The sequence below is a fragment of the Phaeovulum sp. W22_SRMD_FR3 genome (assembly GCF_052113705.1).
GTDB lineage: Bacteria > Pseudomonadota > Alphaproteobacteria > Rhodobacterales > Rhodobacteraceae > JBGQOG01.
In genome coordinates this window covers 126,077-140,150 of sequence record NZ_JBGQOG010000006.1, presented here as the reverse complement: position 1 = coordinate 140,150, position 14,074 = coordinate 126,077, and the positions used below count along the sequence as shown (strand labels likewise).

Sequence of the window (14,074 nt, the reverse complement as noted above, 5' to 3'; positions counted from 1 at the left end):
GCTGCCGTTCGAAGACGCCAAAAGGCCGCCCGGATTGGGGCGGCCTTTTGCATTGTGACCGGGCGGGGCGCTGGTGGGCCACTCTGCTGGTGTGCCCCTTTGCTGCTGGGCCGCTCTGGCGGTCGCGCGCGGCCCGTGCCGCAGCGCGCCGCCGGGGGGCGGATCCGGCACCGTGCCGTGGTGCAATGGCCGCGACGGTCAGGCGGCGGCGCGGCCCGACGCGGCGATGATCTTGCGCACCAGATCATCCTTGTGCAGCGGTTTCGCGATGCAGCCGACAAAGCCCGCCGCCAGATAAGTCTGGATCTGATCCGCCATCACATTGGCGGTAAAGGCCAGCGCGAGGGGAGCCGGCCGGCCGAGGTCGGCCGCTTTGCGACGGATCGCGTCCAGCGTGGTCGGCCCGTCCATGCCCGGCATCGAAATGTCGAGCAGGACGAGATCACAGCCCGCTTCGGCCCAGGCCGTCACCGCATCGGCGCCATTGCTCACCAGCGTCAGCTCGGCCCCGGTGGGCTGCAAAAGCGCCTTGAGCACCATGCGGTTGGTGGCATTGTCATCGGCGGCCAGCACCCGCATGCCGGTCAGATCGGCCGCAGGCAGCGCCTGCCGTCGCGGCCGCGTGGGCTGTACGGCGACCGTCGCCACCGGCAGCGCCAGCGTGACCGAGACGGTGGTGCCGCGCCCCGGCTCGCTGTCCACCCCGATCATGCCGCCCATCATATGCGCCAGCCGCCGCACGATCGACATGCCCAGCCCGGTGCCGCCAAAGCGCCGCGTCACGCTGCCATCGGCCTGCTCGAACTCATCAAACAGCCGCTCCAGCTGCTCGGGCGTCATGCCGATGCCGGTGTCTTTCACCTCCAGATGCAGGCGGCCGTCCGGCAGATCGCGCAGGCTGAGGGTGACGCCGCCGGTATCGGTGAATTTGATCGCATTGGAGATCAGGTTGTGCAGGATCTGGCTGACCCGCAGCGCATCGCCGATCCGCATGGTCTCCAGCGGCCCCTGCGCAACCACCTGCAAGGTCAGGCCCTGTTCCTCGGCCTTCAGCCGGTGCAGGGCCTCGATGCGCGCGACAACATCCATCGGCGCGAAGGGGGCAGATTCCAGCACCAGCTTGCCCGCCTCGATCTTCGAGAGGTCGAGAATGTCGTTGAGAATGCTCAACAGGCTTTCGCCGCTGTCGCGGATGGTGGCGGCCATGCGGGCGGTGGCGGGATCGTGCAGCTGCTGTTCCAGCGCCTGCGCCATCCCCAGAATGCCGTTCAGGGGGGTGCGGATCTCATGGCTCATCGTGGCCAGAAATTTCGATTTGGCGCAATTCGCCTCTTCGGCGGCGGCGCGGGCGTGCTGCAACCGCGTCACGTCGATCCCGGCGCCATGATAGCCCGCAAACCGCCCCTTGCTGTCATATTTCGGCGAGCCGCTGATCTGGATCCAGATCTCGCGCCCGTCATCGGTCAGCGCCAGATAGAGGAAATCGTGAAAGGGCCGCCGCCCCGCCAGGAGCCGCTCCAGCCCGGCCCAATCGGCGCTGCCCATGATCTCGGGGCGGGTGGCAAAAAGCTCATGCCGGGTTTTGCCGATCATCTGGTCGGGGGCGATTCCGGTCACGTTCTGATAGGCGGGCGAGAGATAGGTGAAGCGCAGCTGGTCGTCCTGCTCCCAGACCCAGGAGCGGCTGATCGCAGCGACATTGGAAAAGCGGGCATTGACCTGCTCTTCCTGATGCAGGGCCACGCGCATCATCTCTTCGGTCATCTGCTGCTTGCGATTCGCCTGTTCCAGCGCGGCCATCTGCTCTTGCAGCACGCTGTTGCTGCGCTGCAATCCGGCAATGTTGCGCTGGCGTTCGCCGATCAGCCGGCCCATCATGATGCTGGGCGCCATGATCAGCGCCGCGGCGAACAGCATGAGCAGCCGCAGCGTCCACAGATTGGGCGGGGTGGTCGCCCAGCCGCCCTTTGGCACCGCCGACAGGATCCAGCTGCCCGCGGGCAAGATGACCTCAACCGAGACCGGGTTGCTCTTCATGGTGTCGATGCTGCCATAAAACGGTTCGGGCTGCATGCCGGTGGCATCCATGCCGGTCAGTGCCAGATCCAGCCCGAGATCCGGCGCCAGAAGCCCGCTGTCGGCATAAAGCTGATCAACGTCGATCACCGCCGAGACCAGCCCCCAGAAATGGCTGGTGCCCCCCTTGCCGGGGGTAAAGACCGGAAAACGGCCAATAAAGCCGCGGCCGCCCTGCACCAGATCCACCGGGCCCGCCAGCACCAGCGTGCGGCTGTCGCGGGCGCGCTGTGCGGCATCGCGTTGCTTCTCGACCTTGTTGTAATCCAGCCCGATCGCCGCCTCGTTGCCCGCCAGCGGATGCATCATGCGGATCACCATCCCGGGCGCGCCGGCAATGTTGCGGATGCGGGAGTTGCCCTGCATCAGCTCGGCCGAGAGTTCGGCAAACCGGCCCTGCTGCATGTTCGGCTCGGTGGACAGGGTGGCGATCAGCCCGCGGATCAGCTGGATGTTGCTGTTGATATTGCCCTCCAGCTTGGCACGGATGACGCTCACCTCGCGCAGCACTTGCGCATGGCGGTACTGGTCGAACATCCGGCGGTTCATGTTCTCGGCAAACAACCACATCACGGCGATGACGCAGATGGCAAGCATGGCCGGCATGTAGGGGCTGCTGCTCGACAAAGGTGCCGTGACCGGCGCGGTCACGCTGACGCTCCGGCGCCGTTCCAGGCGGCGCAGCATTGCTGGGTCGAGGCGGGTGTTGGTGATTTTCATGCGTTATTTCCGGCGGCCCGTTCCATGCCCCGTGAAAGGGGGCCGTGTCAGGTTAGGGCGATAAGGTTAATCTCTTCGAAAAACCGGAGCCGTCGGGACGGGAAATTCAACCGTATGATGGCGCAGAACAATTTTTCCCGGGATGCGGGCGGTGGTGCCCGCCCGGCGGCCGCGGACGGGCAGGGCCCGCCACAGGACCCGCTCCGCCATCGCCCGCGACCGTTCTGGCGCGCCGACCATCCGGTCGGCCGCCCTTTGCTGTCAGCGGGCCGCGCTTTCGGCCCGCAAGATCATTTGCGGTTGCCCGTCCGAGGTGCGCGCCAAAGCCTGCCCGGAGGCGTCCACCGTGGCTTTCACCCGTTTGCGCAATATGGTCATCAAGGCTGAGCGTGAGACATTTACTGCCACATCGAAATCCACGATCACCACCTGCTGGCTGCCCATCAGATGCGTGCCATGGATGCGGCCGCGAAACGGCATACCCAGATACAGCCCTTCGACCCGCTGCCCGATTTGCCAGCGCGGTGCCGCGGGCTCGGGTGGCGCATTGCGCCCGCGCGCCCGTGCCGAAAGGGTATTCCAGTCATGAAATCCGTAACTTCGCGCCAAAACCTCAAGTGCCTGCGCATGGCTGACGCTTTGCCCTTGCGCGCTCATAGCGCTGCGCAACCGGCTCGCCTGCGCCTTCAGCGCGGCGGTATCGGGGATATCCTGCATTCTTCACTCCACGGTCATGTCCGTGTCGTCCGGTGCCCGCATTGCCGAAACCGCATGACCCGAGAGGGAAAGACGGATGCGCTGCGGCGCTTCACCAAGGTTTGCACCCACGGGCGGCAGGGGGCCGCCCCCTTGCGCCCTGCTTAGCAAATCCCCGCCCAACCGACAAGCCGGGCGAAAACGCCGCCCCTTTGCCTCATCTGAAATATCCTCGGGGGGAGGCCGCAGGCCGTGGGGGGCAGACAGCCCCCCGGGCGCGCGATCTGTGCCCCGGAACCTGCCCATTCCGCCCCGCCGCACCAGGCATGAAAAAAGGGCGCCCCGAAAGGCGCCCTCCAGTTGCTGCAAATCCGCCAGGATCAGCAGGAATAGTACATTTGGTACTCGATCGGGTGCGGCGTATGCTCATAGGCATACACTTCTTCCCATTTCAGACCCATATAGGCCTCGAGCTGTTCCTTGCCGAACACGTCACCGGCGAGCAGGAAGTCCATGTCGGCTTCCAGCGCTTCCAGCGCTTCGCGGAGCGAACCGCAAACGGTCGGGATTTCGGCCAGCTCTTCCGGCGGCAGGTCGTACAAGTCTTTGTCCGAAGCAGCGCCCGGATCGATCTTGTTCTTGATGCCGTCGAGGCCCGCCATCATCAGCGCGGCGAAGCACAGATAGGGGTTGGCCGAGGGATCGGGGAAGCGGGCTTCCACGCGTTTGGCTTTCGGCGATTCGGTCCACGGAATACGGACCGCGCCCGAACGGTTGCGGGCCGAATAGGCCAGCAGAACCGGGGCTTCAAAGCCCGGGATCAGACGCTTGTAGGAGTTGGTCGACGGGTTGGTCAGCGCGTTCAGCGCTTTCGCATGCTTGATGATCCCGCCGATGAAGTAGAGCGCTTCCTGGCTGAGGTCAGCATATTTGTCGCCTGCGAACAGCGGCTTGCCGTCTTTCCAGATCGACATGTTCACGTGCATGCCCGAGCCGTTGTCACCCTTCATCGGTTTCGGCATGAAGGTCACGGTCTTGCCGTAGGCGTGCGCCACGTTGTGGATCACGTATTTGTATTTCTGGATGTTGTCGGCTTGCTCGACCAGACCACCAAAGATCATGCCCAGCTCGTGCTGACAGGTCGCCACTTCGTGGTGATGCTTGTCAACCTTGATGCCCATGCGCTTCATGGTCGAGAGCATCTCGCCGCGGATGTCCTGGGCTTCGTCCACCGGGTTCACCGGGAAATAGCCGCCCTTATGCGGTGCGCGGTGCGCCAGGTTGCCCATTTCCGACGGGGTGTCGGTGTTCCAGGCCGCCGCTTCCGCGTCGATCTGATAGGAGACTTTCGCCGGGGTGACCGAGTAGCGCACGTCGTCGAACAGGAAGAATTCCGCTTCCGGGCCGAAATAGGCCGCATCGCCGATCCCCGAGGATTTCAGGTAGGCTTCGGCTTTTTTCGCGATCTGACGCGGGCAACGGTCATAGGCTTCGCCGGTGTCCGGCTCGACCACGTCGCAATGCACGCAGAGGGTTTTCTCGGCGTAGAACGGATCCAGATAGATCGAGGAGACATCCGGGATCAGTTTCATGTCGGACTGATCGATGGATTTCCAGCCGGCGATCGAGGAACCGTCGAACATGAAGCCTTCTTCGAAGAAGTCCTCGTCGATGATATCCGTGATCAAGGTCACGTGCTGCAATTTGCCTTTCGGATCGGTGAAGCGGACATCGACGTATTCGATCTCCTCGTCTTTGATCATCTGAAGGACTTCGCTAACCTTGCTCATAAAGATTATCCTTTCTTTGGAGCATGTTGCGGGTGGAATGCCACCCGTATTTCACTGCGGTGCAGACGGGCCGTCAGACCGCGTCATCACCGGTTTCGCCGGTGCGGATCCGGATTGCCTGTTCCACCGGCGAGACAAAGATCTTGCCGTCGCCAATTTTCTCGGTGCGCGCGGCACCGATGATGGCATCGATCGCCATTTCGACCTGATCGTCCGGCAGGACGATTTCGATTTTCACCTTGGGCAGGAAATCGACCACATATTCGGCGCCGCGATAGAGCTCCGTATGGCCCTTTTGCCGACCGAAGCCTTTGACTTCGATCACCGAGAGGCCCTGAATGCCAGCCTCTTGCAGCGCTTCCTTCACCTCATCGAGCTTGAAGGGCTTGATGATCGCTTCGATCTTCTTCATCCGCCGACTCCCCCGTCAGAATTCCGTCGCATCGTGTCAGACCACTTTCACGCAAGCCTCACAATCGGCTAGGCTCACAGGAGGTGCAAGCCGTTTGGGATTCCGAATGTAACGCTTAATATTTGTGCGATGTGACTTTATATTGGGCGATATGAGAAAGATATAGGCAAAATGACCGAAATTCTGACGGCGACACAGATGCGGGCGGCCGAGGCGGCGGCGATGGCCTCCGGCGCGCTGAGCGGGGCGGCGCTGATGCGGCGGGCGGCGGCGGAAGTGGTGGCGGCGATGCGGTCGGAATGGCCCGAGCGCTGCATGGCGGGGCAGGCGGCGGTCGTGCTCTGCGGGCCGGGGAACAATGGCGGCGATGGTGCCGAGATCGCGCGGCTGCTGGCGGCTCTGGGGATGGCGGTCACGCTGGTTTCCTTGCCGGGGACGCCGGGCCCCGCGGCACAGGAGATGCGGGCGGGCTTCACCGGGCCGGTGATCGCGCCGGAAGAGCTGAGCTGGGAGCTGCTGGCGGCCCGGCCGCTGGTGGTGGATGCGCTTTTTGGCACCGGCCTCAGCCGCCCGCTGGCGGGGGGCGTCTGGGGGCTCCTCGGCATGGCGCAGGAAAGCGGCTGCCCGCTGGTGGCGGTGGACATCCTCTCGGGGATTTGTGCCGACAGTGGCCGCGTGCTGGCGGAGGGCGAGTATATCGACCATCCCGCCGATCTGACGGTGACCTTCCACGCCGCCAAGCCCGGGCATTTTCTGGATCAGGGCGGCTTTTTCACGGCCAAGCTGGTGGTTGCGGACATCGGCCTCGGCGATGCCGGGGCGGCGATCTCGGCCGCTGAGCAGATCGAGCTGATCACCGGCCCGGTGCGGTCTCTGGCCAAGATCGGCCGCCATAAATATGCGCATGGTCATGCGGTGGTGCTCTCGGGCGGGCAGGGGCGCGGGGGGGCGGCCCGGCTGGCGGCGCGGGCGGCGCTGCGGATCGGTGCGGGGCTGGTGACCCTGATCTGTCCGCCCACCGCGGTGACGGAGAATGCCGCGCGGCTGGAGGCGATCATGCTGCGCTCGGTGGCCGATGCCTATGCCCTGCAGGGCTTTTTGCAGGACAAGCGGATCAACGCGGTCTGTCTCGGGCCGGGGCTGGAGGATCCGCGCGCGCGGGCCACGGTGCCGCAGGTGTTGGCGCTGGCGCGGCCGACGGTGCTCGATGCCGATGCGCTGACCGCTTTTGCTACGGATCCCAAGGTGTTGTTCGACATTCTGCATGCAGATTGCGTGCTGACCCCGCATGAGGGGGAATTCGCCCGGCTCTTCCCGGATCTGGCCGGGCAGTTGTCGGCCCCGGCGCAGAGCGGCCCGGCCTATTCGCGGCTGGATGCGGTGCGGGCGGCGGCGGCGCGGGCGGGCTGTGTGGTGCTGCTGAAAGGGGCCGATACGGTGATCGCGGCACCCGGGGGGCAGGCGGCGATTTCGGCGGCCACAGGTGCCGCCGCGGCGCCCTGGCTGGCGACGGCGGGGGCCGGCGATGTGCTGGCCGGGTTGATCACCGGGCTGATCGCGCGCGGGCACAGGCCCTTTGACGCGGTCTGTTCGGCGGCCTGGCTGCACGCCGAGGCCGCGCGGGCCTTTGGCCCCGGCCTGATCGCCGAAGATCTGCCCGAGGCGCTGCCGGGCGTGCTGCGGCACCTGGGGGCCTGAGGCCATGCGGGCCTGACGCTTCGGCCCCCGCCGCGCCCCGGCGCGGTGCGGAGGATCGCAAAACGGCCCCCGCTGGTGTGCAGCGGGGGCCGTTTTCGCATTGTGCCGGTGATAGCGAGCACCCGAGACTGGGAGCACCCGAGACGGGGGAGCACCCAAGTCAGGAAGCGCCACCGGCACCGCGCGCCTGAGACAGGGCGCGCCGATGATTCGGAAGCCCGCGGCCTCAGGCCGGACAGGCCAGTGTCTGCTCCTCCGCGCGTGCCAAGGGCACCGGCAGCGCTTCACAGCCCACCTCGACGCCATCGGCATAGAGGATCTCGGGCGTGTCGAACTGCAATGTATAGAGCCGCACCGGCATCTGGGTCTCCGCCTGCGCCGCAAGCTCGCTCGCGGTGGGGGCGGGGCGGTTGTCGTAATTGGCCGCGTCGGGGCTGAGCCGCGGCTCGATCCGCACGATCATTTCCCCATCCGCCAACCGGCTGACCGGCACCAGCGCCTGCCCGGTGCCATAGAGCGCCTGAGCCCGCCAGTCGCGCAGCAAAACCGGCGTGTCGGCCGCCAGCACCAAGGGCTGTTCGGGGCGGTCATGGCCCAGCGAGCCCTGACCGATGCGGATCACCGCGCCACGCGCCAACCCGGCCCGGATCTGCCGCAGCACTTTCATGCCGGAGCGCGTGATGATCCGGTCGCCGGGGTTGAGAAACTCCACCGGCAAAGCGCCGTCGAGCGTCAGAATCCGCGTGCCCGTGGCAATGCCACCGGCCCCGATCCGCTCGGCATCCTTGCGGCCGCTGGCCTGCGCCATCAGCGCCGCCAGATCGGCCGTCGAAACCGCCCCGGCGGCAAAAACCGTATCGGAGGGGGCTGAAGAGATTGAATATTCATATGTCGGGCTCGCGCCGGGTGCCTGCCCTGCGTCGCGCCCCGTGGTCGTTTTCGCCATCGGGGTCGTCCTGTTGCTGCTGCCTCGTTTATTTTTGGGACAAATTAACCCAGATATTTCTCGCAGGCGAGGGATTTCTGCGCTGCTTTTCTTCTCGCATCGTCCGGGCAACCTTGCTAGAAGGGCGCGGATTTGACGCGCGTCGGCTTGGGCGCGCGTCTTGGCACATGCGGGTGTGGCGGAATTGGTAGACGCACCAGATTTAGGTTCTGGCGCCGCAAGGCGTGGGGGTTCGAGTCCCTTCACCCGCACCACGAACAAAAGGATGTAGGAATGCAGGTCACCGAGACCCTGAACGAAGGCCTCAAGCGCGGCTACGAGATCACCCTGTCGGCCGCTGAGCTGGACGCGAAAGTCGTCGAGAAGCTGGTCGAGGCGCAGCCCGAGATCGAGGTCAAGGGTTTCCGCAAAGGCAAAGTGCCGATGCCGATTCTGCGCAAGCAATTCGGCCAGCGCGTGCTGGGCGATGCCATGCAGGAAGCCATTGACGGCGCGATGCAGGACCATTTCGAGAAAACCGGCGATCGCCCCGCGATGCAGCCGAAAGTCGAAATGAAAGACGGCGAGACCTGGAAAGAAGGTCAGGACGTCGTGGTGACCATGGCCTATGAAGCGCTGCCGGCGATCCCGTCGGTGGAACTGGGCGGCATCACGCTGGAGCGTCTGGTGGTGAAAGCCGAAGAGGCTGCCGTGACCGAAGCGCTGGAAAACCTCGCGAAATCCGCCAAGAACTTTGAAGACAAAGCCGAAGGCGCTGCCGCAGAGAACGGCGATCAGGTTGTGATCGACTTCCTCGGCAAAGTCGACGGTGTGGCCTTTGAAGGCGGCGCGGGCGAAGGCTATCCGCTCGAGCTCGGCTCGAACTCGTTCATCCCGGGTTTTGAAGCACAGCTGGTCGGCGCCAAAGTCGGTGACGAGGTTCTGGTGAAAGTCGCCTTCCCGGCGGAATACCAGGCGGCGCATCTGGCCGGCAAAGACGCGACCTTCGAGTGCAAAGTGCATGCGGTGAAAGCGGCTGTGGCGACCGAGATCAACGACGATCTGGCCAAGAAATTTGGCGCGGAAGATCTGGCTGCTCTCAAAGGCCAAATCACCACCCGTCTGGAAGCCGAGTTCAACGGCGCTGCCCGCGCGGTGATGAAGCGCGCGCTGCTCGACCAGCTCGACGCTCTGGTGAAATTCGACCTGCCGCCCTCGCTGGTGGAAGCCGAAGCCAACCAGATCGCGCACCAGCTCTGGCACGAAGAAAACCCGGAAGTGCATGATCACAACCACGGGTCGATCGAGGTCACCGACGAGCACAAGACGCTGGCCGAGCGCCGCGTGCGTCTGGGCCTCCTGCTCGCCGAAATGGGCCGCATCGAGAAAATCGAAGTGACCGACGCTGAAATGACCCAGGCCGTGCTGAACCAGGCGCGTCAATACCCGGGCCAGGAACGCGCCTTCTTTGAATTCGTGCAGCAAAACCAGCAGATGCAACAGCAACTGCGCGCACCGATCTTTGAAGACAAGGTCGTCGACTTCATCGTGGCCGGCGCTGCCGTGACCGATAAAGAAGTGACCAAGGAAGAGCTGCAGACCGCCATCGAGGCGCTCGACGAGCTCTGATCCTGTCCGGATGCGACACGAAAGGCCGCCCTTCGGGGCGGCCTTTTGCATGGCGGCTGCGGATGCCGGGGCGTTGCGGCGGTCAGCGCAAGATCAGCCGGGCATCTTGTCAAAGCGGGGCAGGGCCGGGTCGAGCGGGGTCGAGGCGATCTTGCTGGCGGTGAAGATGTTGCGCTCGGGCGTGATGGCGTCTTTCTGGTCGATCACCCCGGCACGCAGGCCGATCAGCCCGGCGCGGGCGGCGTTCTCGGAAAAGACCGGCGTGCCGCAGGTGCCGCAGAAATGCTTGGTCATCTTGCTGCCGCGGTCCGAGGCATGTTCATAGCGCTGCGGCGTGCCGGTCAGCTGCAGCCCCTCAACCGGAACGAAAACCAGCGTGGCATAGGCCGCCCCCGTCGCTTTCTGACAATCGGTGCAATGGCAATTGGCAATGGTGACCGGGGTGGCCTCGGTCGCAAAGCTGATGGCGCCACAGAGGCAACCTCCGCTGAGGGTCATCGGGTATCTCCTGTTCTCCGGATGGAGGGCCAGCCTAGCCAGCTTCCGGTGACGCGGGAAGGGGCTTTTACGCCACGGCCGGGAACAGGATATGTGCGGAAAAGCCCGCGGGCGAGGAGCTGAGCACCAGATCGCCGCCGATCTGCTGGCTTACCGCTTCCGCCACCTTCAGCCCGAGACCGGCGGAATCCGAGGGGAGTTCGGGTGACATATCGGCGGGCAGTCCGATGCCGTTATCCGCGCAATGGATCGAGATCATCGCATCCGGCTGCTGGCGCAGCACAAAGCGCACCAGCCCGTCCCGCCCGTCGGGAAAGCCGTGTTTGAAGGAATTGGTGGCGAATTCATTCATCAAGATCCCCACCGCCGCCGCGGTTTGCGAGGGGACGAGGGCGCTCTCGACATCGGTTTCAACGCGCACGTTTTCCGGCGCCGCACCGCCCAGAAATTTGCCGACATTCTCGATATAGCGGGCCAGATCAATCTCGGCACCGGTATCGGTCTTGTAGAGCTGTTCGTGCAGGGCGGCGACGGTCTCGATCTGCCGCTGCACCTTTTCCAGCGCGGCGCGCGCCTCATCGCCTTGCGCGGCGCGGGCCTGCACACGCGCCAGCGACGAGACGGATTGCAGCGAATTCTTGACCCGGTGATCGACCTCTTGCCGCAGGATCGTGGCGTTCTTCAGCGCCAGCCTGAGGTCGAGCTGGTTCATCACCTGCCGCGCCAGCACCCGCAGCGCATCGCGCTGAAACGGGGTCAGCTCTTTCGGCGCATAGTCGAGCACGCAGAGCGTGCCGATCGGCAGGCCGTTCTCGGCGGTCAGCAGGGCACCCGCATAGAATTTCAGCCCCGGCTCCCCCTGCACCAGCGGATTGTCCTGCATGCGCGGGTCCTGCTCGGTGTTGGGGATCTCGACGAAATCCTGCTCCAGGATCACATGCGCGCAGAGCGAGGTTTCCAGCGGGGTTTCCCGCACCCCGAGCCCCACTTCGGCCTTGAACCACTGGCGGTCGCCGTCGATCAGGTTGATCACCGAAATCGCCGTGCCACAGATGCCCGCGGCCAGCTGCACCACCTCGTCGAAGTCCTTTTCACGGTCGGTGTCGAGGATTTCATACTCCTGGAGCGCCCGAAGCCGTGCGGCTTGCTGCGGATGCGGGGCAGCGATCATCAAGGGGCTCCTGCGAAAAAGGTTAAAGTCTTTATAGGTCAGGCGGGCGGGGACACAAGGGTATGCGTGTCAAAAGGGCCGCCCGCCGTGGTGTGGCGCGGGGGGAGGTCGTGGCGTCGCGCGACAGGCCTCCGCGCACAGCAAAACGCGCCCCGGTTGCCCGGAGCGCGTTCTGTAAGGTCAGAAATGTGATCCCGGGAGGGATTACATGTCTTCGCCGTCTTCGTTGGCCGCGCCCATTTCGTCGAACAATTCGGCGATTTCGAACTCGGCTTCAGCTTCGGCCTCGGCGGCCAGCTGCTGGATCGATTTACCCGAGGCTTGCAGCTCGGCTTCTTCAGCCGAACGCGCCACGTTCATCGTCACGGTGACGGTGACTTCCGGGTGCAGAACGACGGAAACGTCGTGCAGGCCCAGTTCCTTGATCGGCAGCAGAACCACGACCTGTTTGCGGTCAACGGTAAAGCCAGCCTCGGTCGCGGCTTCCGCCACGTCACGCGGGGTGACCGAACCGTAAAGCGCACCGGCGTCAGACGCCGAACGGATCACGATGAACTGCTGGCCGGCCAGCTTGTCGCCCAGAGCTTCCGCTTCTTTGCGGGTCTCGAGGTTGGTGGCTTCCAGTTGGGCTTTGCGCTGTTCGAACGATTTGATGTTCGAATCATTGGCGCGCAGCGCCTTGCCTTGCGGCAAGAGGAAGTTGCGGGCGTAACCGTCCTTGACGTTTACGACTTCGCCCATCTGGCCCAGTTTGGCCACACGTTGCAGCAGGATGACTTGCATGGGGGTCTCTCCTTACTTCACGGCGTAGGGCAGCAGAGCCAGGAAGCGCGCACGTTTGATCGCACGGGCCAGCTCGCGCTGTTTTTTCGCCGAAACGGCGGTGATACGGGCGGGCACGATCTTGCCACGCTCGGAAACGTAGCGCTGCAGCAGACGCACGTCTTTGTAGTCGATCTTCGGCGCGTTATCGCCCGAGAACGGGCAGACCTTGCGACGGCGGAAAAACGGTTTGTTCGCCATGATTTATGTCCTTTCCAGCCAGATCAGCGACGGTCGCCGCGGTCGGAACGTTCACGGCGCTCGCCGCCACGGTCCCCACGGTCACCACGATCACCACGGTCGCCGCGGTCACCACGCTCGGAACGCTCGTCACGTTTCTGCATCTGAACCGACGGGCCTTCTTCGTGGGCGTCGACTTTGATGGTCAGAACGCGCATGACATCGTCATGCAGACGGGCCAGACGTTCCATTTCCAGAACCGCAGCCGCCGGGGCGTCGGTTTTCAGGAAGGCGTAATGGCCTTTGCGGTTCTTGTTGATCTTGTAGGCCATCGTTTTGACGCCCCAGTATTCGTTTTCAACGACTTTGCCGCCGTTGTCCGCGAGAACCGTGGAGAAATGTTCGATGAGGCCTTCGGCCTGCGCATTGGAAAGATCCTGACGCGCGATCAGCACATGCTCGTAAAGCGGCATGTAAGCTCCTGTTCTGTCAGGGTGGACTTCATAGACGGGCTGGCCTTTCCACATCCCGTCACGAGAGGTTCCACCGGTTGCATAACCGTGGAAAGGAAGCTGCCTTATAGGGGGATTGGCGCGGGATGCAAGCAAAAGCGGCCGGTTTGCGCGGCAAAAGCCGTTGTTTTGCGCGCGGCGGGCGGGCGGGGCCGGCTTTGCGGCCCCTCGGCGGGGATGCGCTGACCGCATCGGCGGATTTCTGACCAAACTGCACAGAAAATGGTGCGTATATGCACAAAAACTGTGTTCCGGCGCGGAATTGCCGCAGAGCAGCATCTGACTATATTGGGAAGGCAAATACCGTCAACCCAAGGGTACACAAATGAAATCTCTCCTCCTCGCCGCTGGCTTCGGCCTGTTCGCCACCACCGCTTTCGCGGCACCCGAGGCCTATGTGCTAGACCCGAGCCACAGCCAGATTGTGTTCCACTACAACCACCTTGGCTATTCCACCGGCACCGGCATGTTCTCGGGCTTTGAGGGCAAGATCGCCTTTGATCAGGCCGATCCGGCCGCCTCGTCGGTTGAGGTGGCTTTCCCGGTGAAAACCATGCTGACCGGCTGGCAGGCGCGTTTCGACCATTTCATGTCGAAAGATTTCTTTGACGCCACCGATGACGAGATGGTTACCTTCAAATCGACCGGCATCGAAGTGACCGGCGACAAGACCGCCAAGATCACCGGCGATCTGACGCTGAACGGCGTGACGAAATCGGTCGTGCTGGATGCGGTGCTGAACCAGGCGGGCGATCACCCGATGGAGGGCAAGCCCTGGGCAGGCTTCAACGCCACCACCACCCTGCTGCGCTCGGATTACGGTCTGGGCATGTTCGCCCCCTATGTCAGCGACGAAGTGGCGCTCGACATCTCGGTCGAGGCGATGAAGGCCGAGTGATCTGATCACCATAGCCGGTACAGGCGGGCGTCGGAGCGATCCGGCGC

General features: G+C 64.1%; 13 protein-coding genes and 1 tRNA gene. 4 read left to right on the top strand and 10 right to left on the bottom strand.

Features of this window, described 5'->3' with window-relative positions; all coding sequences use genetic code 11:
• Nucleotides 1-198: 198 nt before the first annotated feature.
• From ACEN2S_RS10265 to ACEN2S_RS10250, 4 genes are all read right to left on the bottom strand, one after another.
• Nucleotides 199-2,796 (bottom strand): ATP-binding protein, encoded by a 2,598-nt coding sequence (locus ACEN2S_RS10265; protein ID WP_441865851.1) that lies wholly within the window; start codon nucleotides 2,794-2,796, stop codon nucleotides 199-201.
• Between the two features lie 261 nt (nucleotides 2,797-3,057).
• Nucleotides 3,058-3,513 (bottom strand): glyoxalase superfamily protein, encoded by a 456-nt coding sequence (locus tag ACEN2S_RS10260; RefSeq protein WP_441865850.1) that lies wholly within the window; start codon nucleotides 3,511-3,513, stop codon nucleotides 3,058-3,060.
• A gap of 359 nt (nucleotides 3,514-3,872) precedes the next feature.
• Nucleotides 3,873-5,282 (bottom strand): type I glutamate--ammonia ligase, encoded by a 1,410-nt coding sequence (glnA, locus tag ACEN2S_RS10255; RefSeq protein ID WP_441865847.1) that lies wholly within the window; start codon nucleotides 5,280-5,282, stop codon nucleotides 3,873-3,875.
• Between the two features lie 73 nt (nucleotides 5,283-5,355).
• A complete protein-coding gene (locus ACEN2S_RS10250) occupies nucleotides 5,356-5,694 on the bottom strand; it encodes a P-II family nitrogen regulator (protein ID WP_441865844.1) in 339 nt (112 codons plus the stop codon).
• A 171-nt stretch (nucleotides 5,695-5,865) separates the two neighbouring features.
• On the opposite strand from ACEN2S_RS10250, the gene ACEN2S_RS10245 reads away from it, so the two are divergent.
• Nucleotides 5,866-7,392, top strand: coding sequence for an NAD(P)H-hydrate dehydratase (locus ACEN2S_RS10245; RefSeq protein ID WP_441865841.1), 1,527 nt, complete (start codon nucleotides 5,866-5,868; stop codon nucleotides 7,390-7,392).
• A 226-nt stretch (nucleotides 7,393-7,618) separates the two neighbouring features.
• Here the strand turns inward: ACEN2S_RS10245 and ACEN2S_RS10240 are convergent, their stop codons facing one another.
• A complete protein-coding gene (locus ACEN2S_RS10240) occupies nucleotides 7,619-8,338 on the bottom strand; it encodes a Hint domain-containing protein (RefSeq protein WP_441865838.1) in 720 nt (239 codons plus the stop codon).
• Between the two features lie 169 nt (nucleotides 8,339-8,507).
• Between ACEN2S_RS10240 and ACEN2S_RS10235 the strand changes: the two genes are divergently transcribed.
• Together ACEN2S_RS10235 and tig are read left to right on the top strand one after the other, a co-directional pair.
• Nucleotides 8,508-8,592 (top strand) — tRNA-Leu (locus ACEN2S_RS10235).
• A 19-nt stretch (nucleotides 8,593-8,611) separates the two neighbouring features.
• Nucleotides 8,612-9,946 carry a trigger factor gene (gene tig, locus ACEN2S_RS10230; protein ID WP_441865835.1) on the top strand — a complete coding sequence of 445 codons (1,335 nt, stop codon included), beginning with the start codon at nucleotides 8,612-8,614 and terminating at the stop codon, nucleotides 9,944-9,946.
• A gap of 93 nt (nucleotides 9,947-10,039) precedes the next feature.
• Here the strand turns inward: tig and ACEN2S_RS10225 are convergent, their stop codons facing one another.
• The 5 genes from ACEN2S_RS10225 to rpsF form a co-directional block, all read right to left on the bottom strand.
• Nucleotides 10,040-10,444, bottom strand: a complete 405-nt coding sequence (locus tag ACEN2S_RS10225; protein ID WP_441865832.1) for a GFA family protein — start codon at nucleotides 10,442-10,444, stop codon at nucleotides 10,040-10,042.
• Nucleotides 10,445-10,511: 67 nt separating this feature from the next.
• Complete coding sequence (locus ACEN2S_RS10220; protein WP_441865829.1) at nucleotides 10,512-11,615, bottom strand: sensor histidine kinase; 1,104 nt, start codon at nucleotides 11,613-11,615, stop codon at nucleotides 10,512-10,514.
• Between the two features lie 204 nt (nucleotides 11,616-11,819).
• On the bottom strand, nucleotides 11,820-12,398 hold the full coding sequence (rplI, locus tag ACEN2S_RS10215; protein ID WP_441865826.1) for a 50S ribosomal protein L9: 579 nt from the start codon (nucleotides 12,396-12,398) through the stop codon (nucleotides 11,820-11,822).
• A gap of 12 nt (nucleotides 12,399-12,410) precedes the next feature.
• Entirely contained in the window at nucleotides 12,411-12,638 is a 228-nt protein-coding gene (rpsR, locus tag ACEN2S_RS10210; protein ID WP_066813893.1) for a 30S ribosomal protein S18, read from the bottom strand.
• A gap of 23 nt (nucleotides 12,639-12,661) precedes the next feature.
• On the bottom strand, nucleotides 12,662-13,090 hold the full coding sequence (rpsF, locus tag ACEN2S_RS10205; RefSeq protein ID WP_441865823.1) for a 30S ribosomal protein S6: 429 nt from the start codon (nucleotides 13,088-13,090) through the stop codon (nucleotides 12,662-12,664).
• A 364-nt stretch (nucleotides 13,091-13,454) separates the two neighbouring features.
• On the opposite strand from rpsF, the gene ACEN2S_RS10200 reads away from it, so the two are divergent.
• Entirely contained in the window at nucleotides 13,455-14,027 is a 573-nt protein-coding gene (locus tag ACEN2S_RS10200; RefSeq protein WP_441865820.1) for a YceI family protein, read from the top strand.
• The last annotated feature ends 47 nt before the right edge of the window (nucleotides 14,028-14,074 follow it).

What these genes read in the sequence shown, in the direction of transcription:
- ACEN2S_RS10265 (WP_441865851.1), bottom strand. Translation starts at nt 2,796, where the DNA reads ATGAAAATCACCAACACCCGCCTCGACCCAGCAATGCTGCGCCGCCTG.
- ACEN2S_RS10260 (WP_441865850.1), bottom strand. Translation starts at nt 3,513, where the DNA reads ATGCAGGATATCCCCGATACCGCCGCGCTGAAGGCGCAGGCGAGCCGG.
- glnA (WP_441865847.1), bottom strand. Translation starts at nt 5,282, where the DNA reads ATGAGCAAGGTTAGCGAAGTCCTTCAGATGATCAAAGACGAGGAGATC.
- ACEN2S_RS10250 (WP_441865844.1), bottom strand. Translation starts at nt 5,694, where the DNA reads ATGAAGAAGATCGAAGCGATCATCAAGCCCTTCAAGCTCGATGAGGTG.
- ACEN2S_RS10245 (WP_441865841.1), top strand. Translation starts at nt 5,866, where the DNA reads ATGACCGAAATTCTGACGGCGACACAGATGCGGGCGGCCGAGGCGGCG.
- ACEN2S_RS10240 (WP_441865838.1), bottom strand. Translation starts at nt 8,338, where the DNA reads ATGGCGAAAACGACCACGGGGCGCGACGCAGGGCAGGCACCCGGCGCG.
- tig (WP_441865835.1), top strand. Translation starts at nt 8,612, where the DNA reads ATGCAGGTCACCGAGACCCTGAACGAAGGCCTCAAGCGCGGCTACGAG.
- ACEN2S_RS10225 (WP_441865832.1), bottom strand. Translation starts at nt 10,444, where the DNA reads ATGACCCTCAGCGGAGGTTGCCTCTGTGGCGCCATCAGCTTTGCGACC.
- ACEN2S_RS10220 (WP_441865829.1), bottom strand. Translation starts at nt 11,615, where the DNA reads ATGATCGCTGCCCCGCATCCGCAGCAAGCCGCACGGCTTCGGGCGCTC.
- rplI (WP_441865826.1), bottom strand. Translation starts at nt 12,398, where the DNA reads ATGCAAGTCATCCTGCTGCAACGTGTGGCCAAACTGGGCCAGATGGGC.
- rpsR (WP_066813893.1), bottom strand. Translation starts at nt 12,638, where the DNA reads ATGGCGAACAAACCGTTTTTCCGCCGTCGCAAGGTCTGCCCGTTCTCG.
- rpsF (WP_441865823.1), bottom strand. Translation starts at nt 13,090, where the DNA reads ATGCCGCTTTACGAGCATGTGCTGATCGCGCGTCAGGATCTTTCCAAT.
- ACEN2S_RS10200 (WP_441865820.1), top strand. Translation starts at nt 13,455, where the DNA reads ATGAAATCTCTCCTCCTCGCCGCTGGCTTCGGCCTGTTCGCCACCACC.